The 15,157-nt window shown below is 72.9% G+C and carries 12 protein-coding genes; all 12 read left to right on the top strand.

From position 1 onward, the window contains the following. Positions 1–5 precede the first annotated feature (5 nt). The 12 genes from E4U91_RS06230 (at position 6) to E4U91_RS06175 (ending at position 15,140) form a co-directional block, all read left to right on the top strand. Positions 6–1,292 carry a dihydroorotase gene (locus tag E4U91_RS06230; protein WP_137305905.1) on the top strand — a complete coding sequence of 429 codons (1,287 nt, stop codon included), beginning with the start codon at positions 6–8 and terminating at the stop codon, positions 1,290–1,292. Then, the gene (locus tag E4U91_RS06225) at positions 1,289–1,855 is read left to right on the top strand and encodes a PH-like domain-containing protein (protein WP_137305904.1); all 567 of its coding nucleotides are present in this window, start codon (positions 1,289–1,291) and stop codon (positions 1,853–1,855) included. The genes E4U91_RS06230 and E4U91_RS06225 overlap by 4 nt, the downstream gene beginning before the upstream one ends. Continuing rightward, a complete protein-coding gene (gene carA, locus E4U91_RS06220; protein ID WP_137305903.1) occupies positions 1,852–3,009 on the top strand; it encodes a glutamine-hydrolyzing carbamoyl-phosphate synthase small subunit in 1,158 nt (385 codons plus the stop codon). Before E4U91_RS06225 ends, carA begins: the two co-directional genes overlap by 4 nt. Then, positions 3,002–6,310, top strand: a complete 3,309-nt coding sequence (gene carB / locus E4U91_RS06215; protein ID WP_137305902.1) for a carbamoyl-phosphate synthase large subunit — start codon at positions 3,002–3,004, stop codon at positions 6,308–6,310. The genes carA and carB overlap by 8 nt, the downstream gene beginning before the upstream one ends. A gap of 66 nt (positions 6,311–6,376) precedes the next feature. Beyond that, complete coding sequence (locus tag E4U91_RS06210) at positions 6,377–7,534, top strand: quinone-dependent dihydroorotate dehydrogenase (RefSeq protein WP_137305901.1); 1,158 nt, start codon at positions 6,377–6,379, stop codon at positions 7,532–7,534. Further along, a complete protein-coding gene (gene pyrF, locus E4U91_RS06205) occupies positions 7,531–8,376 on the top strand; it encodes an orotidine-5'-phosphate decarboxylase (protein WP_168218072.1) in 846 nt (281 codons plus the stop codon). Before E4U91_RS06210 ends, pyrF begins: the two co-directional genes overlap by 4 nt. A gap of 324 nt (positions 8,377–8,700) precedes the next feature. Then, on the top strand, positions 8,701–9,024 hold the full coding sequence (locus E4U91_RS06200; RefSeq protein ID WP_003977346.1) for an integration host factor: 324 nt from the start codon (positions 8,701–8,703) through the stop codon (positions 9,022–9,024). Positions 9,025–9,084: 60 nt separating this feature from the next. Further along, entirely contained in the window at positions 9,085–9,678 is a 594-nt protein-coding gene (gmk, locus tag E4U91_RS06195; RefSeq protein WP_137305900.1) for a guanylate kinase, read from the top strand. Positions 9,679–9,773: 95 nt separating this feature from the next. Beyond that, positions 9,774–10,046, top strand: coding sequence for a DNA-directed RNA polymerase subunit omega (gene rpoZ / locus E4U91_RS06190; RefSeq protein WP_003977348.1), 273 nt, complete (start codon positions 9,774–9,776; stop codon positions 10,044–10,046). 132 nt (positions 10,047–10,178) lie between these two features. Continuing rightward, a complete protein-coding gene (gene coaBC / locus E4U91_RS06185; RefSeq protein WP_137305899.1) occupies positions 10,179–11,381 on the top strand; it encodes a bifunctional phosphopantothenoylcysteine decarboxylase/phosphopantothenate--cysteine ligase CoaBC in 1,203 nt (400 codons plus the stop codon). A 238-nt stretch (positions 11,382–11,619) separates the two neighbouring features. Continuing rightward, complete coding sequence (gene metK, locus E4U91_RS06180) at positions 11,620–12,843, top strand: methionine adenosyltransferase (RefSeq protein ID WP_137305898.1); 1,224 nt, start codon at positions 11,620–11,622, stop codon at positions 12,841–12,843. A 128-nt stretch (positions 12,844–12,971) separates the two neighbouring features. After that, entirely contained in the window at positions 12,972–15,140 is a 2,169-nt protein-coding gene (locus tag E4U91_RS06175; protein WP_137305897.1) for a primosomal protein N', read from the top strand. Positions 15,141–15,157 lie beyond the last annotated feature (17 nt).

The raw sequence follows: 15,157 nt of genomic DNA, 5'->3' as shown, positions 1-15,157 counted from the left end.
CCGACATGAGCAAGACCCTGATCCGCGGCGCGAAGGTGCTCGGCGGCGCCCCCCAGGACGTGCTGATCGACGGGCAGACCATCGCCGAGGTCGGCACCGGCCTGAGCGCCGAGGGCGCCGAGGTCGTCGAGGCCGACGGCAAGGTGCTGCTGCCGGGCCTGGTCGACCTGCACACCCACCTGCGCGAGCCCGGCCGCGAGGACTCCGAGACGGTCCTCACCGGCACCCGCGCGGCGGCCTCCGGCGGCTACACCGCGGTGTTCGCCATGGCCAACACCTTCCCCGTCGCCGACACGGCCGGCGTGGTCGAGCAGGTCTACCGGCTCGGACAGCAGCACGGCTACTGCGACGTGCAGCCCATCGGCGCCGTCACCATCGGCCTGGAGGGCCGCAAGCTCGCCGAGCTGGGCGCCATGCACGAGTCGGCGGCCGGCGTCACCGTCTTCTCCGACGACGGCAAGTGCGTCGACGACGCGGTGATCATGCGCCGCGCGCTGGAGTACGTGAAGGCGTTCGGCGGGGTCGTCGCCCAGCACGCCCAGGAGCCGCGGCTCACCGAGGGCGCCCAGATGAACGAGGGCGTCGTCTCCGCCGAGCTGGGCCTGGGCGGCTGGCCGGCCGTCGCCGAGGAGTCGATCATCGCGCGGGACGTGCTGCTCGCCGAGCACGTCGGCTCCCGCGTCCACATCTGCCACCTGTCGACCGCGGGCTCGGTGGAGATCGTCCGCTGGGCCAAGTCCCGCGGCATCCAGGTCACCGCCGAGGTCACCCCGCACCACCTGCTCCTCACCGACGAGCTGGTGCGCAGCTACGACCCGGTCTACAAGGTCAACCCGCCGCTGCGCACCGAGCGCGACGTGCTGGCCCTGCGCGAGGCGCTCGCCGACGGCACGATCGACATCGTCGCCACCGACCACGCCCCGCACCCGCACGAGGACAAGGACTGCGAGTGGGCCGCGGCCGCCATGGGCATGGTCGGCCTGGAGACCGCGCTGTCGGTGGTCCAGGAGACCATGGTGGAGACGGGCCTGCTGGACTGGGCGCAGGTCGCCGACCGGATGAGCGTCAAGCCCGCGGAGATCGGCCGGGCCACGGGCCACGGGCGTCCCGTCTCGGCTGGTGAGCCCGCCAACCTCACGCTGGTCGACACGGCATACCGTGGAGCGGTGGACCCCGCGGGCTTCGCCTCGCGCAGCCGCAACACCCCCTACGAGGGGCGTGAGCTGCCGGGCCGTGTGACGCACACCTGGCTGCGGGGCAAGGCCACGCTCGTCGACGGGAAGCTCACGTGACACCTGTAATCCTGCTGGCCGCCGACCAGAAGTCGGCGGAAGTGACCGACTGGGCCGCCCGCGTCGGCTGGGTCGTCGGCCTCCTGCTGTTCGTCGCGCTCGTCTACTGGCTGATGCGCGAGGGCTGGAAGTGGCGCGGGACGCTCCAGGGCGACCTGCCGGAGCTGCCCACCGCGCCGTCGGCGCCGGGTGCGGCGAGACTGACCATGACCGGCCGCTACCACGGCTCCACCACCGCGGGGCAGTGGCTCGACCGCATCGTGGCGCACGGCCTCGGCACCCGCAGCCGGGTCGAGCTCACCCTGACCGACGCGGGACTGGACGTCGTGCGCCCCGGCGCGAGCGACTTCTTCATCCCGGTCGGCGCGCTGCGGGAGGCCGTGCTCGGCAAGGGCATCGCCGGCAAGGTCCTCACCGAGGGCGGCCTGCTGGTGGTGACCTGGGAGCACGGCGGGCGGCTGATCGACTCCGGCTTCCGCTCGGACCACGCGGCCGAGCACGGCGCCTGGGTCGACGCCATCAACTCCATGATCAACAAGAGCGAAACGGAAGGCGCACGATGACGACCTCCACGAAGGGGAACGCCTCGCAGCGGAAAGGGGTGTCTCCCGCGGTACTCGTCCTGGAGGACGGCCGCGTCTTCCGCGGCCGCGCCTACGGGGCCGTGGGGGAGACGTTCGGCGAGGCGGTGTTCTCCACCGGCATGACCGGCTACCAGGAGACCCTCACCGACCCGTCGTACGACCGGCAGATCGTCGTCGCGACCGCCCCGCAGATCGGCAACACCGGCTGGAACGACGAGGACGACGAGTCCCGGCGCATCTGGGTCTCCGGCTACGTCGTGCGCGACCCCGCGCGCGTGCCGTCCAGCTGGCGCGCCACCCGCTCCCTGGACGACGAGCTGGTCGCCCAGGGCGTGGTCGGCATCTCCGGCATCGACACCCGCGCCCTCACCCGCCACCTGCGCGAGCGCGGCTCCATGCGCGCCGGCGTCTTCTCCGGCGAGGCGATCGCCCCCGACGCCGAGCTCCTCGCACGCGTGCAGGCCCAGCCGCACATGAAGGGCGCGAGCCTCTACGAGGAAGTCGCCACCCAGGAGGCGTACGTCGTCCCCGCGGTCGGCGAGAAGCGGTTCACCGTGGCCGCCATCGACCTCGGCATCAAGGGCATGACCCCGCACCGCATGGCCGAGCGCGGCATCGAGGTGCACGTGCTGCCCGCCACCGCCACCCCCGACGACGTGTACGCCGTCGCCCCGGACGGCGTGTTCTTCTCCAACGGCCCCGGCGACCCCGCGACCGCCGACGGCCCCGTCGCCCTGATGCGTGCCGTCCTGGAGCGCAGGACCCCGCTGTTCGGCATCTGCTTCGGCAACCAGATCCTCGGCCGCGCCCTCGGCTTCGGCACGTACAAGCTGAAGTACGGCCACCGCGGCATCAACCAGCCGGTCCAGGACCGCACCACCGGCAAGGTCGAGGTCACCGCGCACAACCACGGCTTCGCCGTCGACGCGCCGCTCGACAAGGTCAGCGAGACGAAGTTCGGCCGCGCCGAGGTCTCCCACGTCTGCCTGAACGACGACGTCGTGGAGGGCCTGCAGCTGCTCGACCAGCCGGCCTTCTCCGTCCAGTACCACCCCGAAGCGGCCGCCGGCCCGCACGACGCCGCCTACCTGTTCGACCGCTTCGTCTCCCTGATGGAGGGCCAGCGTGCCTAAGCGCACCGATATCCAGTCCGTCCTGGTCATCGGCTCCGGCCCGATCGTCATCGGCCAGGCCGCGGAGTTCGACTACTCCGGCACCCAGGCGTGCCGCGTGCTCAAGGCCGAGGGCCTGCGCGTCGTCCTCGTCAACTCCAATCCGGCGACGATCATGACCGACCCGGAGATCGCCGACGCGACCTACGTCGAGCCGATCACCCCGGAGTTCGTCGAGAAGATCATCGCCAAGGAGCGCCCCGACGCCCTGCTGCCCACCCTGGGCGGTCAGACGGCCCTGAACACCGCCATCTCGCTGCACGAGAACGGCGTCCTGGAGAAGTACGGCGTCGAGCTGATCGGCGCCAAGCCCGAGGCCATCCACAAGGGCGAGGACCGCGACCAGTTCAAGGTGGTCGTGGAGGAGGTCCGCCGCAAGATCGGGCACGGCGAGTCGGCCCGCTCGGTCATCTGCCACACCATGGACGACGTCCTCCAGGGCGTCGAGACCCTCGGCGGCTACCCGGTCGTCGTCCGGCCCTCCTTCACCATGGGCGGCGCCGGTTCCGGCTTCGCCCACGACGAGGAGGAGCTGCGCCGCATCGCCGGCCAGGGCCTCACGCTCTCCCCGACCACCGAGGTCCTCCTGGAGGAGTCCATCCTCGGCTGGAAGGAGTACGAGCTGGAGCTGATGCGCGACAAGCACGACAACGTCGTGGTCGTCTGCTCCATCGAGAACTTCGACCCCATGGGCGTGCACACCGGCGACTCGATCACCGTCGCGCCCGCGATGACCCTGACCGACCGCGAGTACCAGATCCTGCGCGACGTCGGCATCGCCGTGATCCGCGAGGTCGGCGTCGACACCGGCGGCTGCAACATCCAGTTCGCGGTGAACCCCGAGGACGGCCGGGTCATCGTCATCGAGATGAACCCGCGCGTGTCGCGTTCCTCCGCCCTGGCCTCCAAGGCGACCGGCTTCCCCATCGCCAAGATCGCGGCCAAGCTCGCCGTCGGCTACACCCTCGACGAGATCCCCAACGACATCACGCAGGAGACCCCGGCCTCCTTCGAGCCGACGCTCGACTACGTGGTCGTGAAGGCCCCGCGCTTCGCCTTCGAGAAGTTCCCCTCCGCCGACTCCGGCCTCACCACCACCATGAAGTCCGTCGGCGAGGCCATGGCCATCGGCCGCAACTTCCCCGAGGCCTTCCAGAAGGCGCTGCGCTCGCTGGAGAAGAAGGGCAGCCAGTTCACCTTCGTCGGCGAGCCCGGCGACAAGGACGAGCTGCTGCGGGAGGCCGTGCGGCCCACCGACGGCCGGATCAACACCGTCATGCAGGCCATCCGCGCCGGTGCCACCCCCGAGGAGGTCTTCGACCACACGAAGATCGACCCGTGGTTCGTCGACCAGCTCTTCCTGATCAAGGAGATCGCCGACGAGCTGGCCGAGGCCGCCGAGCTCACCCCCGCCCTGCTCGTCGAGGCCAAGCGGCACGGCTTCTCCGACCAGCAGATCGCGGAGATCCGCGGGCTGCGCGAGGACGTCGTGCGCGAGGTGCGGCACGCCCTGGGCGTGCGCCCGGTGTACAAGACGGTCGACACCTGCGCCGCCGAGTTCGCCGCGAAGACCCCGTACTTCTACTCGGCCTACGACGAGGAGAGCGAGGTCGCGCCGCGCGAGAAGCCGGCCGTCATCATCCTCGGCTCCGGCCCCAACCGCATCGGCCAGGGCATCGAGTTCGACTACTCCTGCGTCCACGCCTCCTTCGCGCTGAGCGACGCGGGCTACGAGACGGTGATGGTCAACTGCAACCCGGAGACCGTCTCCACCGACTACGACACCTCCGACCGCCTGTACTTCGAGCCGCTCACGCTCGAGGACGTGCTGGAGATCGTCCACGCCGAGCGGCAGGCCGGCCCGATCGCGGGCGTCGTCGTGCAGCTCGGCGGCCAGACCCCGCTGGGCCTCGCCCAGGCGCTGAAGGACAACGGCGTGCCGATCGTCGGCACCCCGCCCGAGGCCATCCACGCGGCCGAGGACCGGGGCGCCTTCGGCCGGGTGCTGAAGGAGGCCGGCCTGCCGGCCCCCAAGCACGGCACCGCCACCACCTTCACCGAGGCCAAGGCCATCGCCGACGAGATCGGCTACCCGGTCCTGGTCCGCCCGTCGTACGTCCTCGGCGGCCGCGGCATGGAGATCGTCTACGACGAGACCCGCCTGGCCGCGTACATCGAGGAGTCGACCGAGATCAGCCCCACCCGGCCGGTGCTCGTCGACCGCTTCCTGGACGACGCCATCGAGATCGACGTCGACGCCCTCTACGACGGCGAGGAGCTGTACCTCGGCGGCGTCATGGAGCACATCGAGGAGGCCGGCATCCACTCCGGCGACTCGGCGTGCGCCCTGCCCCCGATCACCCTGGGCGGCTTCGACATCAAGCGGCTGCGCGCCTCCACCGAGGCCATCGCCCACGGCGTCGGCGTGCGCGGCCTGATCAACATCCAGTTCGCGATGGCCGGCGACATCCTGTACGTCCTGGAGGCCAACCCGCGCGCCTCCCGTACGGTCCCCTTCACCTCGAAGGCGACCGCGGTGCCGCTCGCCAAGGCCGCCGCCCGCATCTCGCTGGGCGCGACCATCACCGAGCTGCGCGCCGAGGGCCTGCTGCCCGCGCGCGGCGACGGCGGCGAGCTGCCGCTGGACGCGCCGATCTCCGTCAAGGAGGCCGTGCTGCCCTGGAGCCGCTTCCGTGACACCTCCGGCCGCGGCGTCGACACCATCCTCGGCCCGGAGATGCGCTCCACCGGCGAGGTCATGGGCATCGACTCGGTCTTCGGCACGGCCTACGCCAAGTCGCAGGCCGGCGCCTACGGCCCGCTGCCCACCAAGGGCCGCGCGTTCATCTCGGTCGCCAACCGCGACAAGCGCTCGATGATCTTCCCGGCGCGCGAGCTGGTCGCCCACGGCTTCGAGCTGCTGGCCACCTCCGGCACCGCCGAGGTCCTCAAGCGCAACGGCATCAGCGCCACGGTCGTGCGCAAGCAGTCCGAGGGCACCGGCCCGAACGGCGAGAAGACCATCGTCCAGCTCATCCACGACGGCGAGGTCGACCTCATCGTCAACACCCCGTACGGCACCGGCGGCCGCCTGGACGGCTACGACATCCGCACGGCGGCGGTGGCCCGCTCGGTGCCCTGCCTGACCACGGTCCAGGCGCTCGCCGCGGCCGTCCAGGGCATCGACGCCCTCAACCACGGCGACGTGGGCGTCCGCTCCCTGCAGGAACACGCGGAACACCTGACCGCGGCCCGCGACTGACAGCCCACAGGGGGACACCGGAAACGGTGTCCCCCTCCGTCTGAGGACCCCGAGGACCCACCCGAGATGTACGACCTCTTCTTCCGCCTGGTCTTCCGGCGGATGGACCCGGAGCGGGCGCACCACCTGGCCGTCCGCTGGATCCGCCTCGTCGCCCGCGTCCCCGTGCTGCGCACGTTCGCCGCGGCCTTCCTCGCGCCCCGCGCGAAGGAGCTGCGCACCGAGGCGTTCGGCCTGCGGCTGCACAGCCCGTTCGGGCTCGCCGCCGGCTTCGACAAGAACGCCGTCGCGATCGACGGGATGGCGATGCTCGGCTTCGACCACGTCGAGATCGGCACCGTCACCGGCGAGGCCCAGCCCGGCAACCCGAAGAAGCGGCTGTTCCGCCTGGTCGCCGACCGGGCGCTGATCAACCGCATGGGCTTCAACAACGACGGCTCGCTGGCCGTCGCCGCCCGCCTGGCCTCCCGCGAGCCCGTCTTCCGCACGGTCGTCGGCGTCAACATCGGCAAGACCAAGGCCGTCCCGGAGGCGGACGCCGTCGCCGACTACGTGAAGTCGGCCGAGCGGCTCGCGCCCCACGCCGACTACCTGGTCGTCAACGTCTCCTCGCCCAACACGCCCGGGCTGCGCAACCTCCAGGCCACCGAGGCGCTGCGCCCGCTGCTGACCGCCGTGCGCGAGGCCGCCGACCGCGCGGCCCCCGCGCGCCGCGTGCCGCTCCTGGTGAAGATCGCGCCCGACCTGGCCGACGCCGACGTCGACGCGGTCGCCGATCTCGCCGTGGAGCTGGGCCTGGACGGGATCATCGCCACCAACACCACCATCGCGCGCGAGGGACTGGGCCTGCGGTCCGGCCCGGACCTGGTCGGGGAGACCGGCGGCCTGTCCGGCGCACCGCTGAAGGCCCGCTCGCTGGAGGTGCTGCGCCGCCTCCACGCACGCGTGGGCGACCGCGTCACCCTGGTCGGCGTCGGCGGCGTCGAGGACGCCGAGGACGCCTGGCAGCGCATCCTGGCCGGCGCCACCCTGGTCCAGGGCTACAGCGCCTTCATCTACCAGGGGCCCTTCTGGGGCCGCGCGATCCACAAGGGCCTCGTCGCACGCCTGCGCACGAGCCCGTACGCCACCCTCGCCGACGCGGTCGGCGCCGACGTGAGGAACACCGTGAACGGCACGGACACCGGGGACACGACCGTGGGCAGGGCGGGGGCGGCCGGATGAGCGCGCTGGAACCCTTCGGCGCCCGGCTGCGCCGCGCGATGGACGAGCGCGGCCCGCTGTGCGTGGGCATCGACCCGCACGCGTCCCTGCTCCTGGAGTGGGGCCTGAACGACGACGTCGCCGGCCTGGAGCGGTTCAGCCGCACGGTCGTCGAGGCGGTGGCCGACCGGGTCGCCGTGATGAAGCCGCAGAGCGCGTTCTTCGAGCGCTTCGGTTCCCGTGGCGTCGCCGTGCTGGAGACGGTGGTCCGCGAGGCCCGCGCGGCGGGCACCCTGGTCGTGATGGACGCCAAGCGCGGCGACATCGGCTCCACCATGGGCGGGTACGCCGAGGCCTACCTGCACAAGGACGCCCCGCTGTTCTCCGACGCCCTCACGGTGTCGCCCTACCTCGGCTACGGCTCGCTCGGCCCCGCCGTCGCCCTCGCGCGCGAGAGCGGCGCCGGCCTGTTCGTCCTGGCGCTGACCTCCAACCCGGAGGGCGGCGAGGTGCAGCACGCGGTGCGCGCGGACGGCCGCAGCGTCGGCGCGACCATGCTGGCGCACCTGGCGGCCGAGAACGCGGGGGAGCGGCCGCTGGGCTCCTTCGGCGCGGTGGTCGGCGCGACCGTGGGTGACCTCGCCTCGTACGACCTGGACGTCAACGGTCCGCTCCTCGCCCCCGGCGTCGGCGCGCAGGGGGCCACCGCGGCCGACCTCCCGCGGGTGTTCGGGCCGGCGCTGCGCAACGTCGTGCCGAACGTGAGCCGTGGGGTGTTGCGCGAGGGTCCCGACCCGGTCGCGCTGCGTGACGCCGCCCGCAGGTTCGCCGACGGGATCCGGGACGTGGTGGCGGGTGCCTGAATCCGCTCGCGCGTGCGTTCGGATGCTCTGACGAGGGGTTCCGTGTCGGCCGGAGCCCGGATACATCCTCAAATCCCGGGCAGTATGTTCGCAATTGTCCGTCCCGGCTGAGGCTGACCAGGACTTTTCCGCTGTTCTCGCTGACTCCGGCGGACTTGACCGCTAGTCTCCGACGTGTGAGGGCGCCTCCCCCGGCTGGTGGAGCCCCTCCGTACAAGTGGGGGAGGCCGGGCAGGCGTGTTGCTCGTGGCTCCCCAGGTGTGGGGCGTACTAGGTTCCTCACCGGTCCGTATCCGACAGTTCGACATCCGAGGTGACGTAGGCGTGGCTCTTCCGCCCCTTACCCCCGAACAGCGCGCAGCCGCGCTCGAAAAGGCCGCCGCGGCTCGCCGGGAGCGGGCCGAGGTCAAGAATCGACTCAAGCACTCCGGCGCCTCCCTGCACGAGGTCATCAAGCAGGGTCAGGAGAACGACGTCATCGGCAAGATGAAGGTCTCCGCCCTGCTGGAGTCCCTGCCGGGCGTGGGCAAGGTCCGCGCCAAGCAGATCATGGAGCGACTCGGCATCTCCGAGAGCCGTCGCGTGCGCGGCCTCGGTTCCAACCAGATCGCCTCCCTGGAGCGTGAGTTCGGCAGCACCGGCTCCTGACGCCGGCCGTCGCCGGGAAGGGAGTCCCGGGCACACCGGGATTGCTGGAATAATCGCTGCATGGCTGCAACATCCCGGGGGACGACCCCCGAGCCCCCGGACGTACGTCCGCGGCTGACCGTGCTCTCCGGCCCCTCCGGGGTCGGCAAGAGCACGGTCGTCGCCCATATGCGCAAGGAACACCCCGAGGTCTGGCTCTCGGTGTCGGCGACGACCCGCAAGCCCCGCCCCGGTGAGCAGCACGGAGTGCACTACTTCTTCGTCTCCGACGACGAGATGGACAAGCTCATCGCCAACGGCGAGCTGCTGGAGTGGGCCGAGTTCGCCGGCAACCGCTACGGCACGCCCCGCGCGGCCGTGCTGGAGCGGCTGGAGTCCGGGGAACCGGTCCTGCTGGAGATCGACCTCCAGGGCGCCCGGCAGGTCCGCGGCTCCATGCCCGAGGCCCAGCTGGTGTTCCTGGCCCCTCCCTCCTGGGACGAGCTGGTGCGCCGGCTCACCGGGCGCGGCACCGAACGGCCCGAGGTCATCGAGCGCCGGCTGGACGCCGCCAAGGTGGAACTGGCCGCCGAGCCCGAGTTCGACGAGACGCTGGTCAACACCTCCGTCGAGGACGTGGCGCGTGAGCTGCTAGCCTTGATGGATGTGGTGTGACCGGAGTGCTGTGCTCACGCACGCGTGACAGCGGCCCGGCGATCACCACCGTGTTCTGGTTCTTCGTTTCTTTCCCATCCATCGGAAGGTAGAGCGTGTCCTCTTCCATCTCCGCGCCCGAGGGCATCATCAACCCGCCGATCGACGAGCTGCTCGAGGCCACCGACTCGAAGTACAGCCTCGTGATCTACGCGGCCAAGCGGGCCCGCCAGATCAACGCGTACTACTCGCAGCTCGGCGAGGGCCTCCTCGAGTACGTCGGTCCGCTCGTGGACACCCACGTGCACGAGAAGCCGCTCTCGATCGCCCTGCGCGAGATCAACGCGGGCCTGCTCACGTCCGAGGCCATCGAGGGTCCGGCGCAGTAGTACCAGCATCGTGCGAACGGCTCTTCCACGGGCCCGGCAGTTCTCCTGCCGGGCCTGTGGTGTGTCATGGGGTCGTACGGTTGCCGAGCCGTTCCGAATCATGTCGAGCCATTCCGATTCAGGGGAGAGACGGTGGACAAGCCCAAGGTCGTGCTGGGGGTCAGCGGTGGCATCGCCGCCTACAAGGCCTGCGAGCTGCTGAGGAGGTTCACCGAGTCCGGTCATGACGTCCGGGTCGTCCCCACCGCGTCCGCCCTGCACTTCGTCGGCGCCGCCACCTGGTCGGCCCTGTCCGGCAATCCGGTGGCCACCGACGTCTGGGAGGACGTCCACGAGGTCCCGCACGTCCGGATCGGCCAGCACGCCGACCTGGTCGTGGTCGCCCCCGCCACCGCCGACACCCTCGCCCGGGCGGCCCACGGCCTGGCGAACGACCTGCTCACCAACACCCTGCTCACCGCCCGCTGCCCGGTGGTCTTCGCGCCCGCCATGCACACCGAGATGTGGGAGCACCCGGCCACCCGGGAGAACGTGGCGACGCTGCGCCGCCGCGGCAGCGTCGTCATCGAACCCGCCGTGGGCCGTCTCACCGGCGTCGACACCGGCAAGGGCCGGCTGCCCGACCCGGCCGAGATCTTCGAGGTCTGCCGCCGGGTCCTGGCCCGGGGAGCCACCGAGCCCGACCTCGCCGGGCGGCACGTCGTCGTCAGCGCCGGCGGCACCCGCGAGCCGCTCGACCCCGTGCGCTTCCTCGGCAACCGCTCCTCCGGCAAGCAGGGCTACGCCCTCGCCCGCACCGCCGCCGCCCGGGGCGCCCGGGTCACCCTGATCGCGGCGAACACGGGCCTGCCCGACCCGGCGGGCGTCGACGTCGTCCCGGTCGGCACGGCCGTCCAGCTGCGCGAGGCGGTCCTCAAGGCGGCCGCCGACGCCGACGCGGTCGTGATGGCCGCCGCCGTCGCCGATTTCCGGCCCGCCGCCTACGCGGCCGGGAAGATCAAGAAGAAGGACGGCCAGGAGCCCGAGCCGGTCGTGCTGGTGCGCAACCCCGACGTGCTCGCCGAGATCTCCGCCGAACGGAGCCGGGCCGGACAGGTGATCGTCGGCTTCGCCGCCGAGACCGACGACGTCCTCGCCAACGGCCGCACCAAGCTCCGCCGCAAGGGCTGCGACCTGCTCGTGGTCAACGAGGTGGGGGAACGCAAGACCTTCGGCGCCGAGGAGAACGAGGCGGTCGTGCTGGGCGCCGACGGCAGCGAGACGCCCGTGCCGCACGGCCCGAAGGAGGCCCTGGCCGACACGGTGTGGGACCTGGTGCGGGAGCGTCTGGTGTGACGCGTCACCGGACCGGAGCAGCGCCGGAGACCGGCTCGATCCGGGCGTGGCGCCCCTGGCCACGCCGTGCGGCATTGGGCAGAATGCCCCGTGCCGCAGGTCACAGCGCTCCCGAGAGGCGAGACGGTGGGGCCGCGGCCGGGCTCGACCGATAAACTGTCCCCGGACGACGCCGGGCGCAGCCCCCGTCGCGTCCACCAATGATCAGCCAGCAGCCGCTGCAACCCCAGGGAGCGTTGTGTCCCGTCGCCTGTTCACCTCGGAGTCCGTGACCGAGGGTCACCCCGACAAGATCGCTGACCAGATCAGCGACACCATTCTCGACGCGTTGCTGCGCGAGGACCCCACCTCCCGGGTGGCGGTCGAGACCCTGATCACGACCGGCCTGGTGCACGTGGCCGGAGAGGTCACCACGAAGGCCTACGCGCCGATCCCCCAGCTGGTGCGGGAGCGGATCCTCGAGATCGGCTACGACTCCTCGAAGAAGGGCTTCGACGGCGCCTCCTGCGGCGTGTCGGTCTCCATCGGCTCGCAGTCCCCGGACATCGCCCAGGGCGTGGACACGGCGTACGAGACCCGGGTCGAGGGTGCCGCCCGTCGGGACGAGGGGGACGAGCTGGACCGCCAGGGCGCCGGTGACCAGGGCCTGATGTTCGGCTACGCCTCGGACGAGACGCCGACCCTGATGCCGCTGCCGATCTTCCTGGCCCACCGGCTGTCCAAGCGCCTGTCGGACGTGCGCAAGAACGGCACCATCCCCTACCTGCGCCCGGACGGCAAGACGCAGGTCACCATCGAGTACGACGGCGACAAGGCGGTCCGCCTGGACACCGTCGTGGTCTCCTCGCAGCACGCCTCCGACATCGACCTGGAGTCGCTGCTCGCCCCCGACATCCGCGAGTTCGTTGTGGAGCCGGAGCTCAAGGCGCTGCTCGACGAGGGCATCAAGCTCGACACCGAGGGCTACCGCCTGCTGGTCAACCCCACCGGCCGCTTCGAGATCGGCGGCCCGATGGGCGACGCCGGCCTGACCGGCCGCAAGATCATCATCGACACCTACGGCGGCATGGCCCGCCACGGCGGCGGCGCCTTCTCCGGCAAGGACCCGTCCAAGGTGGACCGCTCGGCGGCGTACGCGATGCGCTGGGTCGCCAAGAACGTGGTCGCCGCGGGCCTGGCCTCCCGCTGCGAGGTCCAGGTGGCCTACGCGATCGGCAAGGCCGAGCCGGTGGGCCTGTTCGTGGAGACCTTCGGCACCGAGAAGGTCGACATCGACCGGATCGAGCAGGCCATCGACCAGGTCTTCGACCTGCGCCCGGCCGCGATCATCCGCGACCTGGACCTGCTGCGCCCGATCTACGCCCAGACCGCCGCGTACGGCCACTTCGGCCGTGAGCTGCCCGACTTCACCTGGGAGAAGACGGACCGCGTGGACGCGCTGCGCAAGGCGGCGGGCCTGTAAGTCCGCCCCGCCCGTACGACGGCGAAGGCCCGGTGTCCCCTCGGGGAACCGGGCCTTCGGCCTCTCCGGGCCCGGGCGCCGGTCGTCGTGCCAGTGGTGTGTCAGTGGCGTTTGGTAAGAATGCAAGCGTGAGCAGCGAGAACGGGGTCGGTGAGGGCGGTGCCGAGGGGGCGCCGCCCGAGCAGCTCGCGCTCATCCGGGAGAGCGTCCGCAAGGCCAGGGAGCCGCGGGCCAAGCCGCGCACCTGGCGGGGCGCGGCCCTCGCCGAGCGGCTGCCCGTCGCCCGGGTCCTCGTCGACAAGGGCGTCCTGCACCTCGACCGCTACTTCGACTACGCGGTGCCCGCCGACCTCGACGCCGACGCCCAGCCCGGGGTGCGCGTGCGGGTGCGGTTCGGCGCCGGGCGCGGCCGGGTGCGCGAGGGGCGGCGCGAGGGCGGCGGGCTGATCGACGGCTTCCTGATCGAGCGGCTGCCCGAGTCCGACTACTCCGGGCCGCTCGCCGCGCTCGCCCAGGTCGTGTCGCCCGAGCGGGTGCTGGGCCCGGAGCTGCTGGCCCTCGCCCGAGCCGTCGCCGACCGCTACGCCGGCAGCCTCGCCGACGTCCTCCAGCTCGCCGTGCCGCCGCGCAACGCCCGCGCCGAGCAGCGCCCCTCGCCGGCGCCCCTGCCGCCGCCGCAACGCCCCCAGCCGGGCTCCTGGAGCCGCTACGAGCACGGCGGGGCCTTCCTGGACGCCCTGGCCACCGGAGCCTCCCCACGGGCCGTGTGGAACGCCCTGCCGGGACCCGGGTGGAGCGACGAGCTGGCCCGGGCCGTGGCCGCCACGCTCGCCTCCGGGCGCGGCGCCCTCGTCGTCGTGCCGGACGGGCGGTCCGCCGCGCGCATGGACGCCGCCCTGACGGCCCTGCTGGGCGAGGGACGGCACGCGCTGCTGACCGCGGACGCCGGGCCCGAGAAGCGCTACCGCGAGTGGCTCGCCGTGCGCCGCGGGTCCGTGCGGGCCGTGGTGGGGACCCGCGCCGCCATGTTCGCGCCGGTCCAGGACCTGGGCCTGGTCGCGCTGTGGGACGACGGCGACGACAGCCACAGCGAGCCGCACGCCCCCCAGCCGCACGCCCGCGACGTCCTGCTGCTGCGGGCCGCCCAGGACGGGTGCGGCTTCCTGCTCGGCGGGTGGAGCTGCACGGTCGAGGCCGCCCAGCTCGTGGAGAGCGGCTGGGCCCGGCCGCTGGTCGCGGGCCGCGAGCAGGTGCGCCGCGCGGCTCCGCTCGTGCGGACGGTCGGCGACCTGGACCTCGCGCGCGACGAGGCCGCCCGCGCCGCCCGGCTGCCCACCCTCGCCTGGCAGGTCGTCCGGGACGCGCTGCGCCAGGGACCCGTGCTGGTGCAGGTGCCCCGCCGCGGCTACGTCCCGCGCACCGCCTGCGCCCGGTGCCGGGCCGCCGCGCGCTGCCGGCACTGCTCCGGGCCGCTGGAGGCGCGCGACGGGGGCGCGCTGGCCTGCGGCTGGTGCGGACGCGCGGAGACCGACTGGAGTTGCCCGGAGTGCGGCTCCGTCCGGCTGCGCGCCCAGGTGGTGGGCGCCCGGCGCACCGCCGAGGAGATGGGCCGGGCGTTCCCGGCCGTGCCGGTGCGCACCTCCGGGCGCGAGCACGTGCTGGACACGGTGCCCGCGGCGCCCGCCCTGGTCGTCAGCACCCCCGGGGCCGAGCCGGTGGCCGAGGGCGGGTACGCGGCCGCCCTGCTGCTGGACGGCTGGGCCATGCTCGCCCGTCCCGACCTGCGGGCCGGGGAGGACGCGCTGCGCCGCTGGATCGCCGCCGCCGCGCTGGTGCGTCCCCAGGAGGCCGGCGGGACCGTGGTGGCGCTGGCCGAGCCGACGCTGCGGCCGGTGCAGGCGCTGGTGCGCTGGGACCCCGTCGGGCACGCGGTGCGGGAGCTGGCGGAGCGGGCCGAGCTGGGCTTCCCGCCGGTGTCGCGGATGGCGGCCGTGTCGGGACCCCGGGACGCGGTCATCACGTTCCTCGACGCCGTGGAGCTGCCGGCCGAGGCCGAGGTGCTCGGACCGGTGCCGCTGCCGGTGACCCCGGCCGGCAGCCCCCGGCGCACCGGGGCGCCGCCGCCCGGGGAGCACTGGGACCGGGCCCTGGTCCGGGTGCCACCGGGACGGGGGGCCGCGCTCGCGGCGGCGCTGAAGGCCGCGCAGGCCGCGCGGATGGCGCGGGGCGGGAGCGGCGGCGCCGCGGGGGGCGCGGAGGCGGTACGGGTGCGGATCGATCCGCCGGACATCGGGTGACGGGGGCACCGCCCGGC

The organism is Streptomyces lasalocidi (assembly GCF_005280215.1).
GTDB classification, from domain to species: Bacteria; Actinomycetota; Actinomycetes; order Streptomycetales; family Streptomycetaceae; genus Streptomyces; species Streptomyces longwoodensis.
The sequence above is the reverse complement of the archived record's forward strand: the minus strand, read 5'-3'. Positions and strand labels throughout refer to the sequence as shown.

Coding starts and splice junctions, on each gene's coding strand:
- E4U91_RS06230 (WP_137305905.1), top strand. CDS start 6: ATGAGCAAGACCCTGATCCGCGGCGCGAAGGTGCTCGGCGGCGCCCCC.
- carA (WP_137305903.1), top strand. CDS start 1,852: ATGACGACCTCCACGAAGGGGAACGCCTCGCAGCGGAAAGGGGTGTCT.
- E4U91_RS06210 (WP_137305901.1), top strand. CDS start 6,377: ATGTACGACCTCTTCTTCCGCCTGGTCTTCCGGCGGATGGACCCGGAG.
- pyrF (WP_168218072.1), top strand. CDS start 7,531: ATGAGCGCGCTGGAACCCTTCGGCGCCCGGCTGCGCCGCGCGATGGAC.
- gmk (WP_137305900.1), top strand. CDS start 9,085: ATGGCTGCAACATCCCGGGGGACGACCCCCGAGCCCCCGGACGTACGT.